The organism is Alphaproteobacteria bacterium, assembly GCA_015231795.1.
In the GTDB taxonomy this organism is placed as follows: domain Bacteria; phylum Pseudomonadota; class Alphaproteobacteria; order Rhodospirillales; family WMHbin7; genus WMHbin7.
Genome location: JADGAX010000009.1, coordinates 83,397 through 104,620 on the forward strand (window position 1 = coordinate 83,397; position 21,224 = coordinate 104,620).

At 61.7% G+C, this 21,224-nt stretch carries 17 protein-coding genes; 13 read left to right on the forward strand and 4 right to left on the reverse strand.

What is annotated here, in order from left to right; all coding sequences use genetic code 11:
• The first annotated feature begins 131 nt into the window (after positions 1 to 131).
• Positions 132 to 3,845 (forward strand): FecR domain-containing protein, encoded by a 3,714-nt coding sequence (locus HQL44_15590; protein MBF0270006.1) that lies wholly within the window; start codon positions 132 to 134, stop codon positions 3,843 to 3,845.
• An 8-nt stretch (positions 3,846 to 3,853) separates the two neighbouring features.
• Here the strand turns inward: HQL44_15590 and HQL44_15595 are convergent, their stop codons facing one another.
• The gene (locus tag HQL44_15595; GenBank protein MBF0270007.1) at positions 3,854 to 4,234 is read right to left on the reverse strand and encodes a hypothetical protein; all 381 of its coding nucleotides are present in this window, start codon (positions 4,232 to 4,234) and stop codon (positions 3,854 to 3,856) included.
• Positions 4,235 to 4,304: 70 nt separating this feature from the next.
• On the opposite strand from HQL44_15595, the gene ettA reads away from it, so the two are divergent.
• From ettA to HQL44_15645, 10 genes are all read left to right on the forward strand, one after another.
• Positions 4,305 to 5,984, forward strand: coding sequence for an energy-dependent translational throttle protein EttA (gene ettA, locus HQL44_15600; protein ID MBF0270008.1), 1,680 nt, complete (start codon positions 4,305 to 4,307; stop codon positions 5,982 to 5,984).
• Between the two features lie 83 nt (positions 5,985 to 6,067).
• Positions 6,068 to 7,141, forward strand: coding sequence for a response regulator (locus HQL44_15605; protein ID MBF0270009.1), 1,074 nt, complete (start codon positions 6,068 to 6,070; stop codon positions 7,139 to 7,141).
• Positions 7,138 to 7,830, forward strand: a complete 693-nt coding sequence (locus HQL44_15610; protein ID MBF0270010.1) for a hypothetical protein — start codon at positions 7,138 to 7,140, stop codon at positions 7,828 to 7,830. The genes HQL44_15605 and HQL44_15610 overlap by 4 nt, the downstream gene beginning before the upstream one ends.
• Before the next feature lie 100 nt (positions 7,831 to 7,930).
• A complete protein-coding gene (locus HQL44_15615) occupies positions 7,931 to 8,428 on the forward strand; it encodes a chemotaxis protein CheW (GenBank protein MBF0270011.1) in 498 nt (165 codons plus the stop codon).
• On the forward strand, positions 8,428 to 9,843 hold the full coding sequence (locus HQL44_15620; protein MBF0270012.1) for a protein-glutamate O-methyltransferase CheR: 1,416 nt from the start codon (positions 8,428 to 8,430) through the stop codon (positions 9,841 to 9,843). Before HQL44_15615 ends, HQL44_15620 begins: the two co-directional genes overlap by 1 nt.
• Complete coding sequence (locus HQL44_15625) at positions 9,840 to 10,481, forward strand: chemotaxis protein CheW (protein MBF0270013.1); 642 nt, start codon at positions 9,840 to 9,842, stop codon at positions 10,479 to 10,481. The genes HQL44_15620 and HQL44_15625 overlap by 4 nt, the downstream gene beginning before the upstream one ends.
• Positions 10,478 to 12,052 (forward strand): HAMP domain-containing protein, encoded by a 1,575-nt coding sequence (locus HQL44_15630; GenBank protein MBF0270014.1) that lies wholly within the window; start codon positions 10,478 to 10,480, stop codon positions 12,050 to 12,052. The genes HQL44_15625 and HQL44_15630 overlap by 4 nt, the downstream gene beginning before the upstream one ends.
• A gap of 2 nt (positions 12,053 to 12,054) precedes the next feature.
• Entirely contained in the window at positions 12,055 to 14,313 is a 2,259-nt protein-coding gene (locus HQL44_15635; protein ID MBF0270015.1) for a response regulator, read from the forward strand.
• A gap of 6 nt (positions 14,314 to 14,319) precedes the next feature.
• Positions 14,320 to 15,420, forward strand: a complete 1,101-nt coding sequence (cheB, locus tag HQL44_15640; GenBank protein MBF0270016.1) for a chemotaxis-specific protein-glutamate methyltransferase CheB — start codon at positions 14,320 to 14,322, stop codon at positions 15,418 to 15,420.
• The gene (locus tag HQL44_15645) at positions 15,417 to 17,075 is read left to right on the forward strand and encodes a response regulator (protein MBF0270017.1); all 1,659 of its coding nucleotides are present in this window, start codon (positions 15,417 to 15,419) and stop codon (positions 17,073 to 17,075) included. The genes cheB and HQL44_15645 overlap by 4 nt, the downstream gene beginning before the upstream one ends.
• A 9-nt stretch (positions 17,076 to 17,084) precedes the next feature.
• Here the strand turns inward: HQL44_15645 and HQL44_15650 are convergent, their stop codons facing one another.
• Positions 17,085 to 17,693, reverse strand: coding sequence for a hypothetical protein (locus HQL44_15650; protein ID MBF0270018.1), 609 nt, complete (start codon positions 17,691 to 17,693; stop codon positions 17,085 to 17,087).
• Between the two features lie 150 nt (positions 17,694 to 17,843).
• Between HQL44_15650 and HQL44_15655 the strand changes: the two genes are divergently transcribed.
• Both HQL44_15655 and HQL44_15660 read left to right on the forward strand, forming a co-directional pair.
• The gene (locus HQL44_15655) at positions 17,844 to 19,655 is read left to right on the forward strand and encodes an ATP-binding cassette domain-containing protein (GenBank protein MBF0270019.1); all 1,812 of its coding nucleotides are present in this window, start codon (positions 17,844 to 17,846) and stop codon (positions 19,653 to 19,655) included.
• A 47-nt stretch (positions 19,656 to 19,702) separates the two neighbouring features.
• The gene (locus HQL44_15660; protein ID MBF0270020.1) at positions 19,703 to 20,155 is read left to right on the forward strand and encodes a cache domain-containing protein; all 453 of its coding nucleotides are present in this window, start codon (positions 19,703 to 19,705) and stop codon (positions 20,153 to 20,155) included.
• Here HQL44_15660 and HQL44_15665 read toward each other — a convergent pair.
• Together HQL44_15665 and HQL44_15670 are read right to left on the reverse strand one after the other, a co-directional pair.
• Positions 20,146 to 20,571 carry a hypothetical protein gene (locus HQL44_15665; protein ID MBF0270021.1) on the reverse strand — a complete coding sequence of 142 codons (426 nt, stop codon included), beginning with the start codon at positions 20,569 to 20,571 and terminating at the stop codon, positions 20,146 to 20,148. The two genes, HQL44_15660 and HQL44_15665, sit on opposite strands and share 10 nt — an antisense overlap.
• A gap of 34 nt (positions 20,572 to 20,605) precedes the next feature.
• Positions 20,606 to 21,154, reverse strand: a complete 549-nt coding sequence (locus HQL44_15670) for a thioredoxin fold domain-containing protein (GenBank protein ID MBF0270022.1) — start codon at positions 21,152 to 21,154, stop codon at positions 20,606 to 20,608.
• Positions 21,155 to 21,224 lie beyond the last annotated feature (70 nt).

Here is a 21,224-nt window from a genome sequence, read left to right on the forward strand (position 1 = left end):
CTAAGGCCTTTAAATTCAACCTGTGACGCTGGACACAGCAATTTCTTAAGAATAGTATTTTATAGAAATTGATGCGGCTTGACGACGACAGAACCGTCCGCTCGCAAGCGTCGCAGCAAGGAAGTACAGTCATGAACGCGCACGCCGATCCGAAAACCCTGTCCATTCTAACCGAGGCCCAGACGCAGGGCAAACAAGCGCTTCCATTGCGGCTTGCGGCCCCCGAAGCGGGTGGCCATGGCGGTGCCGTGCGGATTCCTTCCTCCTCCATGTTGACCGAGGGCGATTACGCCCGCATCGGTCTTGATCTGATGATCACCGGCCCGGGCGGCGAGCAGGTGCTGGTGCAAGATTATTTCCTGACCGACGCGCCGCCCGATCTGGTGGCCGACGACGGTGCCAGGATTTCCGGCGATTTGGCAGAAAGCCTAGCCGGTTCGATGGCGCCCGGCCAATTCGCGCAAGCGGGCGCTGGCGGCGTCGCTAAACAGACGATCGGCCATGTCGAAACCATTTCCGGCCCGGTCAACGTGATCCATGCCGACGGTTCGAAGGGCGTTCTGAACAAGGGCGACTCGGTTTTCCAGGGCGACGTGCTGCAAACCTCCAAGGGAGCGGCGGTCGGCCTTTTGTTCGTTGACAAGACATCGCTGTCGCTGGGCAGCGAAGGGCGCATGGTGCTGGATCAGATGGTTTTCGACCCATCCAGTGGCACCGGCAAGTCGGCCTTCTCGCTGGTGCAGGGCACCTTCTCTTTCGTGTCGGGCCAGATCGCCAAATCCGCGCCCGACGCCATGACCGTGCGCACCCCGGTGGCCACCATCGGCATTCGCGGCACGTTGGGTTCGGGCGGCTATTCACCTGCGCAGGGCTTGACGGTAGCCGTTCTGTCCGAAGGCGGACAGGGGACCGGCGAAGTGACCATTTCCAACGCCGCCGGATCGCAAACCATCAACACGGCCAATTCGGCGGTCCTGGTCACCAGCTTTTTCAACCCGCCACCGCCCGCATTCTCCTTTACGCCGCAGCAATTCGCCAGTTCCGGCTTTGCCCAGACGCTGACCGCCCTGCCGCCTACGCCCGCCTCGGCAGGGGCGGCGCTGACTGTGCAGCAAATTCAAAGTCTGGCTCCGGCGGCTGGCGCGCCCGGTGCGGTCCCAGGCGCCCAGGCCCCTGGTGCGGCGGCTGGTCCGCAGGCCCCGGGACAAGCGGCTCCGGCGGCCCCCGGCGAAGCGGCGGCTGGTGCGCAGCAAGGTCCGGCAGGAGCGCAGCAGGCCGCTGGCGGCGGGGTTGCCTTCGGCTTGGTCGAAATCGGTCCAGGCGGCCCAGGCGTTGGCGCGGCAGCGGGTGCAGCCCGCCCGCAAGGCCCAGCCCAGGGCCAGACGGCTCAGATGTTTTCGGCTGCTGCCCAGGCGGCGATCGATCAGGCCATTTCGCAGGGTGCCAGCATCGAGCAAGCCCAGACGGCGGCTATGAATGTGCAGGCAGTCTTTAACAATGCCCTGTCGCAGGGTGCGGCTCCGCAGCAAGCCTTGGCGGCTGCGGGTCAGGCCGCCGTGCAGGCCGGTCTTCTGGGCGCGCAGGCGGGGACGGGCGGGGCCACGCAGGCCAGCAATCCCTTTGCCGCCGTGGCTAGCGGACAGGCGGTGATCAATCCGCTTGGCACTTTGGTCACGGCAAGCGGCGCCGCTTTCAACGCGGCAGGACAAACCGCTCAGGCGCTTGGCGCTACGTCGGGACAAGCGGCGCAAGCCAATCAAGCGGCGGCGCAGGCTGCCGGGCAGGCTTTGGCTGGCGGGGCTTCGCCCCAGCAGGCCTTTAGCGCGGCGGCCCAGGCGGGCATTGCCAGCGCGGTCAGCCAGGGCGCAACACCCGAACAGGCGGCGGCGGCGGTGGCGGCGGCGCAGGCGGCCCTCAACGCGGCGGGCGGCGGCGCTTTTGGCCCGACCACCTTCGGACAACCCAGCAGCATCTTCGGCACTGGCGGCGCTGGCACCATGAGCGGAGCGGCCAATCAGTTTGGCATGGCGGGCAGCGGCGGTTTTTCAGCCGGGTTCAACGTGCAGCAATTGGTCAATCAAACGCTGGCGCAGGCTGGTGGCGGATTGTCGCCAACCCAGATCGCCAATCAAGTGGCGGCACAGATTCAGGCCCAGCTACAAGCGCAGCTTCAAGCGCAGATCGCGGCTCAGGTGGCGGCGACCTCCACCACGTCTAGCAACAATTCTTATGTCACCAACTTGAACAACTCGACCACCGTTTTCGCCGACACGCTGTATGGCACCAACGGAAGCGACACGCTGGTGGGCGGCACGGGCAATTCGCAATTCATCTTCACGCAATATGCGGCGAACAGCGCGATCTACGGCAGCGATACGGTGTCGGATGGCGGCGGAACGGACCGCGTCACCTTCAACAACCTGGCGCAATTGTCCTCGGACACAACGCTGCTCAAGATCTTCGATAATTCGGTGGACGGTTATGTACGCGCCGAAATTCAAGTGGGCGCTTCCGTGGTCAGCACGATCGACATTTCGACCGGCATCGAACAGTTGGCGGCTGCCGATTCCGACCTGACCCTGGGCAACATTTCGGATGGCGTCCTTCTAAGCGGCGTCATCGACGAGGTGAAAAGTAATTCCGGCTCCTACGGCTACATCCTGGCGGGCACGACCGGAAACGATACGCTTGATCTGTCGAATACAGGTACATACGCAAGCCCCTTGGGGTCGATCATTTTCGGCGGAACGGGGGCCGACGTCATTACCGGCACGGCAACAGGCGATAATATTTACGGCGGTACCGGCAACGACATTATCACCAGCGGGGCCGGCAATGACAAATTGTATGGCGGCGCCGACACAGATACCTTGAACGCTGGCGCTGGCTACAACGCGCTATACGGCGGTGACGGCAATGACTGGGCTTGGTATTCCGATGCCGACAGCGTGTCAGTTTATATGGGCACGGGGACGGCCTCGACCGTCTATAGCTCGACGTCCTACAACGACAGCCTATCTGGCATCGAACATGTCCAGGGTTCCGGCGGCAACGATTTCTTTTATTTCTCGAACCTGTTCACCAGTGCCACCTCGGTTACCGGCGGGGCGGGCACCGATACTTTGTACCTGACGGGCGACTATTCCAGCGGCGTTACGCTGACCAACCTGTCCGGTGTGGAAACGGTCTCGCTGACGGGCGGCACCAGCTACAACGTGACCTTGGGCGTTTCGAGCGATCTGACCTATATCGACGCCTCCACGGCCGGCAGCGCCATTTTTGACGGCTCGGCCAACGGCGGCGGTTTCTCCTTCCATGGCAGCGCTGGCGCCGATTCCATCACCGGCGGCTCGGCCAACGACACGCTGGTCGGCGGGTCGAGCGCTGATTCCATCAACGGCGGGTCCGGTTTCGACACGTTGATCGGCGGCATGGGCAGTGATCATCTGACCGGCGGCGCAGGCAATGACGTGTTCTATTACTCGGGAACGCCGTCAATCCTGGGCGTTGACACGATTACCGATTTCGTCAGCGGCACGGACAAATTCTTCGTCGACGCCACCAGTTTTGGCTTTGGCCTTTCCTTGTCCGAAACGGCGAATTCGAAAAGCTACATCACGAGCACGACGGCCATGGGGGGGACGGGCTACGATTTCAACCTGACCGATTCCTCGACCGGCAAAGCCATCATCGTCATCGGGGCCAATACCGGCTCTGCGGGCGTCGAAGTTTGGTACACGACCAACCAGGAAGCGGCCTCGACCAGCAATTCCTATCAGATCGCCAGCCTGTCGGGCATCAACACCTCGCAAGTGGCCGTCACCGATTTCCAGACCACCGCCTAGGGCGTTCGTCAACGCAGCAACTGGTCCTTCGGGTCCTCGATCTCTTTGATTTCGGCCAGAAGTTCGGCATAGGCGCGCGTCCAATCCGGGTCGCCCGGCTTTTCGCCATATTCCACCATGCAGCAGGCATGGACCGAACAGGTGGGGCGCAGATGCGGGGCGGCGATGCAGCCATTCGGCCCCATCAGCGGCAATCGTTCATGGCCGGTGGGGGCTAGGTCCACCCCCCATTTCTCCTTAGCCCAGGCGATCACCGTAAAGCAGATGGCCGGGTGGCAGCAGGCGAAGGCCCTTTTGCAGCCAAATTCGCTGGGGGTGGCGCATTCCTGGGCCGTATGTTCGGCCATGCGCCGGTAAAGATCGATCAGTCGTTCACGCTCTTTGGTCATGCGCCACTCTAGCCTTTGCCTGCTGGCTGCGCTACAACGAGGCCGGACATTCTTCGGAGACGTTTAGGCCATGGCTTCCTACCAGTATATCTACGTGATGAAAAACCTGTCCAAAGTCTATCCGGGCGGGAAAAAGATCATGGAGGGCATCTGGCTCTCGTTCCTGCCGGGGGCCAAGATCGGCGTGCTGGGCTATAACGGCGCTGGCAAATCCACCCTTTTGAAGATCATGGCCGGGCTGGACAAGGATTATGGCGGCGAGGCCTGGTCCGCCGAAGGGGTGCGGGTGGGCTATCTGGAACAAGAGCCGCAGCTTGACCCGTCGAAGGACGTGCTGGGCAATGTCATGGACGGGGTGGCCGAGACCAAGGCGCTGCTGGACCGTTTCGACGACATCTCGGCCCGCTTCGCCGAGGAGATGAGCGACGACGAGATGACCGCCCTGCTGGCCGAACAGGCCGAGCTTCAAGAAAAGATCGATCATCTGAACGCCTGGGAATTGTCGCGCACCACCGAAATCGCCATGGACGCCCTGCGCTGTCCGCCCCCTGATGCCGACGTCGCGAAACTGTCGGGCGGCGAGAAGCGCCGCGTCGCCCTGTGCCGCTTGCTGCTGTCGCGCCCCGACATGCTGCTGCTGGATGAACCCACCAACCATCTGGACGCCGAATCGGTGGCTTGGCTCGAGCGATTCTTGAAGGAATACGAAGGCACGGTGGTGGTGGTCACCCACGACCGCTATTTCCTGGACAATGTCACCGGCTGGATTCTGGAGTTGGATCGCGGCAAGGGCATTCCCTACGAGGGCAATTATTCGTCCTGGCTTGAGCAGAAGGAAAAGCGGCTTGAGCAGGAGGCCCGCGAGGAATCGGCCCGCTCGCGCACCATCAAGCATGAATTGGAATGGATCAGGTCCAGCCCCAAGGCGCGCCAGGCGAAAAGCAAGGCCCGCATCACCGCCTTCGACTCGTTGGTGGCCGAGGCGGGCAAGCAAGATGTCGGGCAGGCGCAGATTCTGATTCCGCCCGGCCCCAGGCTGGGCGATCTGGTCATCGAGGCCCAGAACCTGACCAAGTCCTTCGGCGACCGGTTGCTGATCGAGAATCTGTCGTTCAAGTTGCCGCCCGGCGGCATCGTGGGCGTCATCGGCCCCAACGGCGCCGGCAAGACCACCTTGTTTCGCATGCTGACCGGAGTCGATCAGCCCGATGGCGGCAGTCTGCGCATCGGCGACACGGTGGTGCTGGGCTATGTCGATCAAAGCCGCGACGCGCTGGACGCCAACAAGACGGTGTGGGAGGAAATCTCGGGCGGCGTCGACGTGCTGGAAATGGGCAAAAAAACCATCCCCAGCCGGGCCTATGTCGGCCAGTTCAATTTCAAGGGCGGCGATCAGCAAAAGAAGGTGGGGCTGCTGTCGGGCGGCGAGCGCAACCGCGTCCATCTGGCCAAGATGCTGAAAACCGGGGCCAATGTGATCTTGCTCGACGAACCGACCAACGATCTGGACGTCGATACGCTGCGCGGGTTGGAAGAGGCCCTGGCCGATTTCCCCGGCTGCGCCGTGGTGATCAGCCATGATCGCTGGTTCCTGGACCGTCTGGCCACCCACATTCTGGCCTTCGAGGGCGATTCGCAGGTCGTCTGGTTCGAGGGCAACTACCAGGATTACGAGGCCGACCGCCATCGCCGCCTGGGCAACGAGGCAGACCAGCCGCACCGGATCAAATACAAGCCGTTGGCCCGCTGACTTGTCTTGTTGAATGGCGTATAAACTAGGTATAACTTTCCTGAGGGAAGAAGAAAAGTTTTAGAGCCGGAGAGCGTGGATCCGTGGGCTTTTATAATCTGGAACGTTTGTCGGTTTTGCTGGTCGAGGATAATTCCTATATCCGCGACATTCTGGAAAGCCTTCTCAAGACCCTGGGCTTTGGCTGGGTGGCGACGGCGCGCAACGGCCAGGACGCCGTCGAGTTCCTGCGCCTTGTCGCCAGCAAGCCCGGTTCCGGCGGCGCCATGGGCGTCGATCTCATCATCTCCGACCTGATCATGAGCCCCATCAACGGCCTTCTGTTGTTGCGCTGGGTGCGCAGCAGCAAGGATTCGCCCAACCGCTTCATGCCGTTCATCATGCTGTCCGGGGCGGCTGACCGTTCCTATGTCGAACAGTCGCGCGATCTGGGCACCACGGAATTCCTGGCCAAGCCCTTTTCGGTGCAAAGCGTCTATCAGAAGCTGCAGCTGGTGATCGACAATCCCAGGCAGTTCGTGGTGACCCGCGATTATTATGGGCCTGAGCGTCGGCGCAAGAACGGCGTGGCGCCCGACGGCGAGGAGCGGCGCAAGAATCAGGAGAAAGACGTCGCCGTCGTCTATTCGCCGGAAAAGACCGTAAAGCCCAGCTCGCCCACCGACGTCTGGTATTTCAGGCTGCCCAACCGATTGAAGGAAAAAGTGGGCGGCGGCATGAAGTTCAATGAAACCGGCGAACTGCCTAAAGACATTCTGGAAATGGCGGAAAAGGCCCTCGAGCGCGACGCGCTCGACTTTGCCGATTGGGCGATGAGCTATATGTCCAAGCTGCTCGACCTGTGCACGGAATGCCTGATGAAGCCGCCCGCCGTGCGCCGTCATTATTTCGACGAGATCAATCTGATCGCCCACGAATTGCGCGGCCAGGGCGGCACCTTCGGCTATCCCCTGATCTCCATCTTCGCCAAGATGCTCTATGACTACACGCAGCCCGGTTGCCGCGAGGACGACAACTCGCTGGAAATCGTGAAGTCGCACGTCGATTCCATGCGGGCCGTCATCCGCGATCGCGTTTCCGGCGACGGCGGCCAATTGGGCAAGGATCTGCTCAAGGCACTGAAATTCGCCATCGACAAATTCTCGGTCACCGCATGACGGCGCGCCGTCTTCTGGCGGTTCTTCTTCTCTCGCCAGTTTTGGCGGCATCTCCGGCGCTGGCGCAAACCAACTGCCCCTCCAATGGCCGCAAGACGCCGAAGGTGACGGTGGTGCAAGATCCCGCCGCCTCCGCCTATCGCAACGATCTGTCCCAGACCGAACTGACGGAACTGTTCACCAAACAGCGGCGCGTCAATTACGGCGCCAGCCGCAAGGCGGTCACGGCGGGCCTGACGCGCGCAGAGGGTGGCTATGAAGTGCGCGCCCAGGCCCTGATCTTCCCATTGAAGAAGAACGTTCAATATTGCGGCTGGCTCAGCCAGATCGAGGTTCGGCTGTTCTTCAAAAGCATGACCGTCAACGTGGCCGAGGAATACAAGCCGGGCAGCTGCGAATTCACGGCGGTGATGGATCACGAGAACAAGCATGTCGCCATTTTCCGGCGCAACATGGACATCTATTCAAGGCAGATCAAGACCGAGCTGGAAAAGGCGGTGGCGCGCTACGGCGCCGCTTTCGCCAGCAGCGAGCAGGGCGTGACCCGCCAGTTCATGGGCGAGGCGGGGCGGATCATCAAGCCGCTGCTCGACGAGATGCACGAACAGTCCGAGCGCGACCACGGCAAGCTGGACAGTCCGCAAAGCTACCAATACACCCAGAATCTTTGCAAAGGCTGGAAGTTCTAGGTTATCTCGCAGCAAGCGCCTCGATTTCACGCCGCCATCCTGCTACCATCGCCCGGAACCAAGAATGGGCATGTCGCCGCCCGCCAAATCTGGATAGAAGATGAGCCTGAAAGTCCCTTCAACCGACACGCTGCTCGTCTTTGCCGAGGGAGAGCTTCTGTGCGCCTTGCCGTCGTCCGCGGTGCAAGAAGTGGTGTTCCTGCCCGAGTTATCGCGTCCGCCCGGTATGCCGTCCATTCTGGAAGGCCTGATGACGCTGGATGGAAGCCCGGTGCCGGTGATGCGGGTGGCCCGTCTCTTGGGGCTTCCCGCATCAGCCTCGGGCATCTACACGCCGGTGATGATCTTGAAGAACGCCAAGGCCGCTCTGGCCGTTGAAAGGATGGACGACATTTACCGTCTGTCGGCCAAGGACATGGTGAAGGCCAAGCCCGGCCTCGCCTTCAACGACTGTCTGATGGGCGAGGTGCGCCTGAAAGACCGCGTCGTGCATGTCTTGTCGGTGGACCGCCTTTTGCTGACCGAGGAAAAGCGCCGCGTCGAGGAGTTCAAAACCGTGGTCCTGGCTCGCCTGGCGGGCGACGGCGCGTCGCCCTGATGAAGGCAAAGCCAGCGCCCGGCCCGGACGTGACGGCGGATCCCTACTTTCCCAGGATCAAGGAAAGCATCATCCATAAAACCGGGCTGGCCTATTACGAGGACAAAGAGGCGGACCTCGCCCGCATTCTGAAAGCCAGGCTGGCCGCTTGCGGACTTGCCGATTGCGCCGCCTACGCCGCCTTCCTGGAGGGGGGAAAAGCGGGTGCTGCCGAAATGGACGAGTTGGTTTCGGAGCTGACGATCGGCGAAACCTATTTCTTTCGCCACACCGAAGTGTTCAAGGCCCTGACCGCCCATGTGGTGCCCGAGATCCTGTCGCGCAATGCGGCTTCGCAAGGCTTGCGCATCTGGAGCGCCGGTTGCTCGTCGGGCGCGGAACCCTATTCCATCTCGATCCTGTTGGCCCGCGATTTCAAGCCGCAGCTGAAAGGCTGGCGCATCGGCATTTTCGGGACGGACATCGACAAGAAATTCCTGGCCCAGGCCAGAAGCGGCATTTATCAAGATTGGGCCGTGCGCGCCACCAGCCCCCAAGAGCGGCAAGCCTATTTCGAACGCACCGAGCAGGGCTGGCATCTGCGCCCGGTCTACCGCGAGCCGGTGACCTTCCATCACCACAATCTGATCCAGGACCCGCTGCCGCATTCCGCCTTGGGGCTGATCGGCCTGGATGTCATTTTGTGTCGCAATGTCGCCATCTATTTCAGCCGCGAACAGATATTCCAGTTGATGGAACGCTTTCACGCCGCGCTGAACGATGGCGGCTGGCTGATTACGGGGCCAGCGGAAATCGGCATGGACCGCCCGCCCGGCTTCCAGCCGGTCAATCTGGATGGGCTGATCGTCTATAGGAAGGGTGGCGGCGAGCTGCAAAGTTCTTTGCCCGCCTGGACGCCGCCTGTCTTGCCTAGCGTCGCCCATGAGGATGGCGTTGCCGATTACTCCGTTCCACTCGGCGATGATGCGCTGCAGCATGAAATGGCCGACGAAGACGCCTCGCTCGGCGGCGGCGAGTTGGAGGAAGAGCAGGAATTGGCCCGCCTGTCGGATCGCGGGCAGTGGATTGCGGCCTCCGGCCCGGCAAGGCGTCTGCTGGCCCGCCCCGAAACCGGTCAGGATATCGCGCTTAAGGCCATTCACGTCCTGATCGAGATCAGCGATTTCGATGGCGCCGAAAAGGCGCTGCGGCGCATGCTCTTCGTTGACCGCAAGTGCCAGATGGCTTACTACCATCTGGGGCTTCTTTTGAGTTGCCGGGGAGATCTGAAGATGGCCAAAAAAGCCTTCAAGAACGCCTACGATCTCGCGGTTGGTCTGCCCGCAGACATGCCCTTGCCGGGCGGCGAGGGCCTGACCGCGGGGCAACTGGTCAAGATGGCGGGCCTGCGCGCCCAGCTTGAGGGCGGCAAATGACGAAAGCGAAGCAGGCCGACATCGATTGGGAACAAGTACACAGCCGCCTGAAGGCCAGCAATCAGGCGATGGCCCGAGCTCTTGAACCTGATCCGTTGCAAATCGCCGCCATTCAGAAATGGCGCGCCGCCTATCTGGCCTCCCGCTCGCACGAAGATGACGCGTCCGAGGATATGCGGGTGCTGGTCTTTGGCGTCTCGCAGGAACGATTCGCCATCCCGCTCGAGGACGTCAGCGAGGTGTCCGGGGCAACGCTTTGCACGCCGGTGCCGGGCCTGGGCAATGCCCTGCTGGGCCTGGCCAATCTGCACGGCGAAATCCGCCCGGTTCTTGATACGGCCGCCTTGCTGGACATTCCCAGACAAGGGGGGGCGAATCCCAAACCCGCCTCGGTTTTGTACCTGCGCTGGGGGCAGCGTCGTCTGGGGCTGGCCGCCGACTTTCTGGAAGGCGTGCAGACCCTCGACGCCAAGCAATTGCACAAGGCAAGCGCCGAAGGGGCGGGCATGCCTCGGCGTTTCATCAAGGCGATTACCGCCGAGACGCTGGCCTTGATCGACGTTCCAGCCTTGCTGGAAGGCTCCGGCATGGGAAACAACAACGTGAATGACAGCCTGCAGGAAGGAAAACGCGCATGAACGGGCAGACAAGCATCAATTTTCTAGGCCGCTTTTCCATCTCCCAAAAGCTGGGCATGACCGCCGTCGGCGGAATGGCGGTGATCGCCATTATCGTCGGCTACACGGTGATGGCCGTCGATGCCCATCGCTCGGATGGAGAAGCGATCGATCTGGCTGGTCGCCAACGCATGCTGGCCCAAAGCGCCATGAAGGAAGTTTTGCTGACGCAAGCCGGGCGTGCGTCGTCCTACGAACAAACGCTGCGCAAGTTCGAGCAAGCGCTGGACAGTCTGGTCGAAACCAATAAGCTGGGATCGGCCGAGGCCTATCAGGCGGTCCGCCAGAAGGCGCTGCTGAACGATTTCAGATCGGCGGCTGCGACGCTGCTGGCCATGCCCATCAACGATCCGCGCGCCGCCGCCAAGCGCGACGAACTGTTGCAATTGAATCAGGCCATGACCGATGCCGCCAACGATCTGGTGCAAAAGATCGACGCCAGCGCCGAGAGTAAAATTTCCAATGTCATGCGAAACATCATTCTCCTGGGTCTGCTGGCCAGCTTGACCGCCGTCGTGATGACGCTGATCATCGCCCGCGACATCATTCATCCGCTCAGGGCTTGCGTCGCTCGCGCCAAGGACATAGCCGATGGAAATCTGAAGGTCGAACATTTGGCGGTGCGCGCCCGCGATGAGACCGGGCAACTGGCCCAAAGTTTCAATAAGATGGTGGACTCCTTGCGCGAAATCGCGGGCAAGACGCGCTCGGTGACCGAAAACCTGAATGCGTCGGCTTCCGAGATTTTCGCCACCACGAAAGAGCAGGCGGCGGCCACGCGCCAGCAGGCGGCGGCGGTGCAGGAAATCACCGCCACGGTCGAGGAAATCAACCAATCGGGCAAGCAGGTGGCCGAGCGCGCCAAACAGGTTTCCGGTTCGGCCCAGTCGATGGCCAACGCCAGCAACCTGGGTTTGCAGGCGGTGGAATCGATCGTCAAGGCCATGGAAGGCATCCGCCATCAGGCTGGTTCGGTGGCCGACAACATCGTCACCTTAAGCGAGCGCACGCAGGCCATCGGCGAAATCATCGCCAGCGTGACCGACATTGCCGAACAGTCGAATCTGGTGGCGCTGAATGCCGCCATCGAGGCCGCCGACGCCCGCGAAGATGGGCGGCGCTTTGCCGTGGTGGCGGGCGAGATCAAGAATTTGGCCGATCAGGCCAAGGACGCCACAAGGCGGGTTCGCAGCATCTTGGAAGAGATTCAGCGCGGCATCAACACCTCGGTGCTGCTGACCGAGGAAGCAATGAAGCGCGTTGAGTATGGGCGCGAAAAGGTGACCGTCGCCGAAGACGCCATCCGCAAGATGACGGCCAACGTCGCCGAAAGCGCCAACGCCTTTCAGCAGATCGGCGGCGCCACCAACCAGCAGCAGATTGGCTTCGAACAGGTGGTGCAGGCCTTGCAGGAAATCCGCCAGGCCAGTCAGCAGACCGCCAGTTCGACCGGGCAGTTGGAGGCGGCGGCGGGCGGCTTTACGGCGCTTAGCCAGCAGTTGCGGGATGTTGTCGAAAAATATCGTGTGTAGGAATGGATCTGCACGAACGCCTTCTTAACGCTTTCCGGATCGAATGCCGGGAGCATTTGGAACATATCCGCAGCCACTTCGTGATGCGTGACGAAGGCGAACTTGCGCGCCCCGAAATGGACGAAGTGTTCCGCCACGCCCATAGCCTGAAAGGGGCGGCCAGGGCGACCGATCTGCGTCCCATCGAGGCCTTGGCGCATCGGCTTGAAACGATGCTGGCGCAGATACGTTCGGGCAGTCGAGCCTTTTCATCGGACATGCGCGTTCTGGCCGGGCGTCTGGTCGATACGGTCGAAGATTGGATGGCGGCCTTCGATGCGGGCAAGGACTTGCCCGATGCCGATGCCGCCCTGGCCCTTGCCGACAAGGCGCTGGACGGCGATGGCGCGGCTGCGCCCTTGGCTCAATCCGAAGCGAGGGCGGTGCCATCCGAACCGATCAAGGCCAGTGAACCCTATGCGGCGGGCAAGGCCATTCAAAGGCCGCCTCCGAAATCTGCCCCCGCCAAGGCCGGAGACGAGCCGATCAAGGTGCGCGCCAAATCCCTGGATCGTCTTTTGCTGTCGGCGGGCGCCTTGGCCAGTGGGGCGGCCGATCAGTCGATGGTGGCCAAACGCTTGCGCCAGTTCGAAGATGTGCTGGGTGAATTGGATCGCGCTTGGCGCAATTTGCAGGCGGTGACGCCGGATTTGCGCCATCGCCACGAACGCCAAGTGCGCAACCGCGCCATCGAACGCCAGGCCGAAAGGATCGACAAGCATCTGCGCTGGCTGGGGGCCGAGATTTCCCAGGTCCGCAATCAACAGCACAAAAGCGCATGGACGGTCGAACAGATGGCGGGCGAGCTTCGCCGAGACATCCGCCAGGTTCGTTTGATTCCAGCCGAAAGCGTCTTCGCGGGCTTTCGCAAGATGGTGCGCGATCTGGCGCGCGATCTGGGCATGGAAATCGACTTCAGGACCCAGGGTTTCGACGTCGAGGCCGACCGCCAGGTGTTGGAAGCTCTGCGCGATCCGGTGATGCATTTGCTGCGCAACGCCCTGGCGCACGGCATCGAACCGCCGGAGGAACGCGTGAAGGCGGGCAAACCGGCGACCGGGCGGCTTTCTCTGTCCTTCTTGGTCGAAGGGCTATTTCTGTTGGTGACGATTGAAGACGATGGACGCGGGCTTAACCTGCAGCGCATCAAGGATCAGGCCGTCGACAGGGGTTTGATCGGTCCTCAAGAGGCTGAGGAAACCAGCGACGGCGACTTATCGCGCCTGATCTTCATGCCGGGCTTTTCCACGGCGAAGGAAGTGGGCGATATCGCCGGGCGCGGCATGGGCATGTCGGTCGTGCATGAAGTGGCGGCCCGTCTGAGCGGCCACGCGCAGTGGCAGCCCAAGGAAGGGCCCGGCACGCGCTTTTTGCTGACTGTGCCCCTGTCGGTATCCAGTCAGCGCCTGCTGCTGCTTGAATGCCAGAACCAAACTTACGCCCTGGCCGCCGAGGCGGTCAGCCGTCTGTGCCGCATCGCCGCCAGCGACGTCAAGCAGGTGGAAGGGCGTTCGCTGGTTCTGATCGACGAACGCCAAGTTCCCGTTCGCGGGCTGGACGATCTGCTGGGACTTGGGCAAAGCGGCATTAAGCTCAGCGAAGGCAATTTCCTGGCGGCCATCATCGACACGCCGCAAGGAACGATTGCCCTGGCCGTCGACGCGCTCAGCGAGGTTTGCGAGGCCGTGGTCAAGGATGTGGGTTTCTCTCTGCCGCATGGCAGCGTGGTGACGGGCGCCATCCTAAGGCCGGACGGCAGCGTGGTGGTGGTGCTCAACGCCTATGAGATGATCGCGCAGCTTGACGAATCGGACGCCGCCCCGGCGTTGATGACCGAAGAACGCGCGGCTGAGGAATCGGCCCCGGTCATTCTGGTGGCCGACGATTCCATCACCACTCGGACTTTGGAAAAGAGCATCCTTGAGGCGCATGGCTACAAGGTGCGCGTGGCCGTCGATGGGCTGGACGCGCTGATCCAGCTGCGGGCCAGCCCGGTCGATCTGGTGGTCAGCGACGTGGAAATGCCCAGGATCGACGGATTCGCCCTGCTGAAGGAACTGAAGAGCGACAAGAAGCTGGCGCACATTCCCGTCATCATGGTGACATCGCTTAAACGAAACGAGGATATCGAGCGCGGCCTGGAGTTGGGCGCCGCCGCCTATCTCGTCAAACAGAAGTTCGATCAGACCGAGCTTCTGGAAACCATCCGTCAGATATTGTAGGGGCGCATGGGGGGGAACAAGAAAATCAAGGTTCTGGTCGTCGAGGACTCGGCTGTCGTGCGCGAGTTGCTGTGCCACATCATCAGCCAGGATTCGCGCCTGGAAGTGGCGGGCGCCGTTGCCAGCGCCGAGGAGGCCATTCAGTCGCTGGAGCGGCTGAAGCCCGACGTCATCTCACTCGATATCCGCCTGCCCGGCATGAACGGCCTGGATGCCACGCTCGAAATCATGGCGACGAATCCCACGCCGATCGTGGTTGTGTCGGCGAACGTCGAATGCGAAGAGCTGAACATCGCCATGAACGCGTTGAAAGCGGGCGCCCTGACCGTGGTCGAAAAGCCCGTCGGCCTGTCGCATGAAGATTATCAGGCGATGGCGGAGAATCTTTGTCGGCAGTTCGTCATCATGAGCGAGGTGCGCGTGCTCAAGCAGGCGCGCAGGCGCGGCCTTCACTTCGGGGCGGGTTTGGATGGGCCGTCGGACGCAACCGCCATGCCGGCGCTAGAGGGCGCAAAGCAAACGCCGCCGCCCTTGATTCTGGGCATTGCCGCATCGACCGGCGGACCCAGCGCCGTCAGCCAGGTTCTGACCGGACTTGGCAAGAATTTTCCGCTGCCCGTCTTGCTGGTGCAGCACATGACCGATAGTTTTCTGCCCGGCTTCGTCAGTTGGCTGGGCGAAACGGGGCCTTTGCCCGCCCGCATCGCCCAGGACGGCGAACGCCCGCAGCCCGGAACCGTTTACGCGCCGCCCGCCGATCATCATCTGGTTCTGCAAGACGGCCATCTGCGACTGTCCAAGGGGCCGCAAGTTTCAGGCCAGCGGCCCTCCGGGACCGTGCTGTTCAAGTCGATGGCGCAAGACCTGGGCAAAAGGGGGATCGGGGTCGTGCTGACCGGCATGGGCGATGATGGAGCCGACGGCTTGCTGGCCATGCGAAAGGCGGGCGCCTACACGCTGGCCGAGGATCGTTCGACCGCCGTCGTCTACGGCATGCCAGACGCCGCGGCGCAACTGGGCGCAGTGAGCGCGCTTTTACCGCTGGACGCCATCGCCCCGCGAATTCATGATCTCATCAACAGGTCGCGCGCTGGAGGCAAGCCATGAGCAAGCGCATCATGGTCGTCGAAGATTCACCAACCCAAGCCATCCGGCTGCAATATGCGCTGGAGCAGGAAGGATTCGATTCCATCTGCGTCAATTCAGCGGAGCAGGCGCTGGAAGCTCTGAACCTGATGCTGCCCGATCTGATGATCGTCGATTATCACCTGCCGGGCGCCAGCGGCGTCGAACTGTGCCGCCGCATTCGCTTGAATGTAGCGACGCAAAGCCTGCCCATCATCATGCTGACATCCGACGCTACGGCTGATTCGCAGGTCGCGGGCCTGGACAGCGGCGCCGACGATTACGTCGCCAAGTCCGACGATTTCAACATGCTGATCCTAAGGGTGCATGGCGTGTTGCGCCGTTCGGCGCAGCCGGAAATGCTGCTGCGCCCCGCCGAGCCTATGTTCCACCAGGCGCATCTGCTGGTGATCGACGACAGTCCGACCTATCTGGAATATTTAAGGGCAACGCTGGCCGACGAAGGCTATACGATCGATGCCGCCGAGGATGGACCCAAGGGCATCGAATTAGCCAAGCAAAACAGCTATGAATGCGTGCTGGTCGATCTGATCATGCCAGCCATGGACGGCACGACGGTTTGCCAGGAGCTGGTCAAGCTGAACAGGCCGGAAGATCCGCCCATCGTCATCTTGATGATGAGCGCTTTCGAATCGCGCGACAACGCCATCCGCGCCCTTGAATCGGGGGCCGACGACTTTGTCGGCAAATCCACCGACATGGCGATTCTGAAAGGACGGATCAGGGCGCTGTTGCGCAACCGCTTCTTGCGCAAGCAAACCCAGCGCTTGATCGAAGACGCCAGAATGCGCGAAGCCAAGCTCGAACTGATGGTGGAGGAGCGGACGCAAAGCCTGCAGCGCGAAATCGAGGAGCGCAAGCGCATCGAGGAAGATTTGCTTCAGGCCAAGGAAAACGCCGAGGCGTCGAACGTCGCCAAAAGCCGCTTTCTGTCAAATATGAGCCACGAGCTGCGAACGCCCCTGAACGCCATCATCGGTTTTGCCGACGTGATGCGCCACAAGATGTTCGGCCCCTTCGATTGCGACAAGTATCGTGAATATCTGGACGACATCCACCATGCCGCGCACCATCTGCTCAGGATCATCAACGACATTCTTGACATCTCGCGCGTGGAATCGGGAAGGCTTGACCTGTATGAGGAAGAGTTCGAACTTGCCGACGCCATTCATAGCGTCGCCCGCTTGGTGGGCGATCAGGTGCGCAGGCAGGAACTGACGCTGGATATCTTGTTGGACGATGGCTTGCCGCATGTCCGTGCGGACAGGCGCATTCTGGAACAGGCCTTTCTCAACCTGCTGTACAATGCCGCCAAATTCACCCCGTCGGGCGGCGTTATCGCGGTGAGGGCGGTTCGCGAGGCGGATGGCGGCTTGGCGATCGCCTTCTCGGACACGGGGATCGGCATCGCCGCCGAAGACCTCGAGCGGGTGATGACCCCCTTCGGGCAAGTGGAAAACAGAATGCAGCGCCAGCATGCCGGAACCGGGTTGGGCTTGCCGCTCTCCGAAACCTTCATCAAGCTGCATGGCGGCAGGCTGGACATTCAAAGCGAAGTGAACAAGGGAACCACGGTGACGCTGCATTTGCCGCCCGAGCGGGTCGTCGCAAGCTGAGCGCCTGCGTCATGACGACGTCAGACGCACCAAACGCGTGTCGTTTGCCAACTGCGTCAACATATGGCGCACCCGGTTCTGCCAGATGTCGGCGAACCGCTTTTGGTCCTCTTTGTTCCCTTGGCCGGACAGGCAAAGCCCCATCAATCGCCCCATGTCGGGGTCGGCGGGCAGGACGGATGTGTCAAGCGTCAGGATGACGCGCGCCCGATCGTCGCAGCGTTCCATTGCCATGACGCCGTCGAATGATTGCGAGAAGTCCAGCAATCCGCGCCGGTCGAACCGCCCGCCTAACCCCTTAAAGCCGCTGTCTTGCGTAGCGCCGGTTAACAATGTGGCCACCGCCGCCATGACGCCCGTTACCCCGCTATTGGCAGGGCTTGGAAAGGCGACACGGATCATGCCGCGTTCGGGCGGCGAATTCGGGTAGAGGCGTTCAAGCCCACGCGCCAGCATCAGCCATGTGCCTGCAACGGTTGGGCAGGAATGGCCCGCCAATTTGACTGCGTCGGCATAGCCATAGGTGATCAGTCCGCCTTCGCTGGCCCCCAGAAATTCGCTCAAGGGATCGTACATGGTGATTTGCGGAGCCAGATCGAAAAAGTCGGGAAAGCTCATCTTCGCCTCAAAATCTAGCCTGAGAAGGTAGAACGGATCGACATTAGAACGCTCCGCTCGCATTTCGGCCTTGAGCTTGCTCAATGATCGGCAAGTTTAGCGGTTGCGAGTTCTCTTGAACCAAAACGGTCGCCGGTGTAGTTGATGCGCATGGCATCACCTCCGCTTCTGGCCCTGCGCGACGTCCGCCTTACCTTCGGCGGCTCCCCCCTGTTCGAGGGCGTCACCACCTGGGTGGGACGCGGCGACAAGACCTGTCTGGTTGGCCGCAACGGCTCGGGCAAGTCCACCCTGCTCAAGATACTGGCTGGCGAGATTCTGCCCGATTCCGGCGAATGTTTCGTCCAGCCCGGCACGCGCATCGCCACTTTGGCGCAAGACCCCGCCCTGGTCGGCCCCAGCGTCGCGGCCTATGTCGCCGCTGGACTGCCCGCGACCGAGCAAGACCAGCATTACCGGGTCGAAGCGGTCCTGGACGCCCTTAAGCTGGACGGGGCGCGCGATCCCGCGCTGCTGTCGGGCGGCGAGGGCCGCCGGGCGGCGCTGGCCCGCGCCCTGGTGTGCGACCCCGACGTCTTGCTGCTGGACGAACCCACCAACCATATGGACCTGCCGACCATTCTATGGCTCGAGCAAACATTAAGCGCCTTTGCGGGCGCGCTGGTGGCGATCAGCCATGATCGCCGCTTTCTGGAAACGGTGTCGCGCCAAACCCTGTGGCTGGAGCGCGGCCAGGTGCGCCGTTCCGAACAGGGCTTCGCCGCCTTCCCCGCTTGGCAGGAAGAGACCTATGCCGCCGAAGAGGCCGAGATGGCCCGCATGAACACCAAGCTGCGCCAGGAGTTGCACTGGCTGGCGCGCGGCGTCACGGCAAGGCGCAAGCGCAATATGGGGCGGCTGCGCGCGTTGCAGGGCCTGCGCAAGGATCGCGGCGAGTTGCTGAAGGCCAAGACGGATGCGGGTCGTTCAGCCAAGCTGGGCGCCGATGCGGGCGAGCTGTCCGGTCGTTTGGTGATCGAAGCCGATGCGATCAGCAAACAGTTCGAGGGCGCTGTGATCGCCAACGGCTTTTCCACCCGCATCATGCGCGGCGACCGCATCGGCTTTGTGGGACCCAACGGCGCTGGCAAGACCACGCTGCTGCGGCTGCTGACCGGCGAGTTGGAACCCGATTCCGGCAGCGTGCGCCTAGGCACCAATCTGGAGCCAGCTTATTTCGACCAGCGGCGCGAACTTCTCGATCCCGAGCGCAGCGTCTGGGACACGTTGACCGAAGGGCGCGGCGACAGCGTCTGGGTGCGCGGCCAGCCTCGGCATGTGATCGGCTACATGAAGGACTTTCTGTTTTCGGAGGCCCAGGCCCGCACGCCGGTCAAGGCTCTGTCGGGCGGCGAGCGCAACCGTCTGCTGCTGGCCAAGCTGTTGGCCAAGCCCTCCAACCTGCTGATCTTGGACGAACCCACCAACGATCTGGACATGGACACGCTCGACATGCTCGAGGAAATGCTGGCCGAATACGAGGGCACGCTTCTGGTGGTCAGCCATGATCGCGATTTTCTCGACCGCCTGGTTACCAGCGTCATCGCCGTCGAAGGCGGCGGCGATGTCAGCGAATATGCGGGTGGCTATTCCGATTATCTGCGCCAGCGCCCCGTGGCCGATCCAGCACCGGCCAAGCGCGAGCCGGTCCGTTCGGTTGCGCCGGTTCGGCCCAAAGCGGCGCCGTCGCGTCTTAGCTACAAGCAAACCCGAGAGCTGGACGAGCTGCCCGCCCGCCTTGACGCCCTGGCTGGCGAGATTGCACGGCTGGAAGGCCTGCTGGCCGATCCTGGCCTGTTCGCCCGCGACCGTACCGGCTTCGAAGCCGCCGTCGCCCGCCTCGACCTTGCCCGCACGGAATTGGAGGCGGCGGAGGAACGCTGGCTCGAGTTGGAAACCCTGCGTGAGGAACTAGGCAAGTAGTCAAAATTTTTCATCAACAAAAGGAGATCGTCTTGAAGACTGTAATCATGATGGCGGCGTTGGTTGCCTGCGGGTTGACGTTCGGGGCGAGCACGGTCCGCGCCGCCGAAGGCGAATGCTGGACGGCGCAGTTGCTGGTGGACAAGGCGATCAGTCATTACAAGGCCGTTGGTCAGGAAAAAGCCTTTGCCGATTTCATGGACAAGGGGAATCCCGGTTGGGTAAATAACGGGCATTATGTCGTCGTCTCGACCATGGACGGCATCTTTAAAACTCATACCGTCAATCCAAAATTTATAGACAACACCGATTTGCCGATGCTTAAGGACACGGATGGCATCCTGATTATTCAAGAGATGGTCAAGGCCGGGAAATCCGGTCCCGACGGCGCCTGGGCCAAGTACACATGGGTCCATCCCGAGGCCAAGAAATGGGTGCCCAAGCATACTTGGGTGAAGCCTAGCGGGGAACTGCTGTTCATGGATAGCTGCTATCCTTGACAGTCGTTTCGCGCTTGTCGGTCGGGCCTGGCGATAAGCCAGAACGCAAGGGCGTTCAAAACGCCCAGCGGTCCGAAGGACAAGGCGGCGGCTCCTAAAAGATGCGGCTCGTACTGGAAATAGTCTTGGGCTTGCTCAAGCGATTCATCCATGAACAAAAACAAATATGTCGGCACGACAGTCCCAATGACGAATCCTGCAAGGAGATACCAGACCAACTTTCGGGCGTTCAGTTTGATCAGCAGGATATGACAGGCAATTCCAAACGTCAGGGCCACGCCATAGCTGACGATGGCGCCGATGAATGCAAAAAGAAGGGCGCCGCCCAAGGAATCCCAGGCGAACAGAAGAAAAATGGCAAGTGCCGTCGCTCCCGGCGAGACGGCATAGGCGATTGCGATTCTACGGCTTATCAAGCATGTCTCCCGCCAGCATGAACCATTGCGTCAATCAAATCGCACCCACTTGCGCAAAAACGCCTTCCAAGTCTCTCGGCACGCCCGCGATCACCTGCAAGGCCCCCTTGCGATCGACAAAAATCAGGGTTGGATAGCCGGTCAGGTTTATTTTGGGAGCGATCGTCTTGACGGTTGCCTCGGACAGGGCCAGCGCCATCAGCGCCTGGGTGTTCTGTTGCAGGTCTTCGATCTCGGCGTCCGGTTGAAGGAAGATGCGCGCCAGCATTCCAAGCGACCGGCTGGAGACGGCATTGAGATTCTGGTTGATCGCCCGGTCGTTGCGGCTGCCGCTGGCGACCCATCTAAGCTGTATGTCCAAGCGCCCCTCTCTGGTTCTCTGGTAAAGAAGTTTGCAGACCGGACACCAAGGCGCGTACACCACATAGACATAGCGCTTGCTTCGCGGCCCATCGCCGATCCAGGGCGCTTGGGACAAGGCGTTCAGCACCTCATTCTCTGGCGCTGTCTCTGACGCCAAAGCGGGGAAGGACAGCATCATGCCCAACCCAAGGGCCAGCGCCTTGCGGCGGTTGATTGTCATGCGGGTGTCTCCTGAACTTGCGTGCCGCGTTAGAAATTGGGGTGCGAACTGGAGGTTGAATTAAGCGGAC